Source organism: Domibacillus sp. F004 (genome assembly GCF_057814295.1).
The window spans coordinates 1-311 of the sequence record NZ_JBVATB010000042.1; the positions used below are offsets into that span (position 1 = coordinate 1).

Annotated in this window: 1 protein-coding gene; it reads left to right on the top strand. The window is 46.0% G+C overall.

The window, feature by feature from the left end:
* On the top strand, positions 1 to 311 hold a 311-nt coding region (locus ACZYRN_RS19345), incomplete at both ends, for an FHIPEP family type III secretion protein (protein WP_488913194.1).

A 311-nucleotide genomic window follows, 5' to 3' on the forward strand; every position in this document is an offset into this window, starting at 1 on the left:
GGGATTGCCACGCCGATTAACGATAGTTTAACGATCCCAATAGCGGCAGGCCTTGCGCTACTCGGCTATATGAATTCTTCCCGATTACCAAATAAAGCACTGGACGATCCCGTGCCTTCAGAAGAAGAGATTGAAACAGATGAGTTGAAAAGTCCAGAGTCAGTCGTGAATTTATTGACAGTCGATCCAATTGAATTTGAATTTGGTTACGGACTTATTCCACTTGAAGATACGAACCAAGGCGGCGACCTGCTTGATCGTATCGTCATGATCCGAAGACAGCTGGCGCTTGAACTTGGTCTCGTTATTCC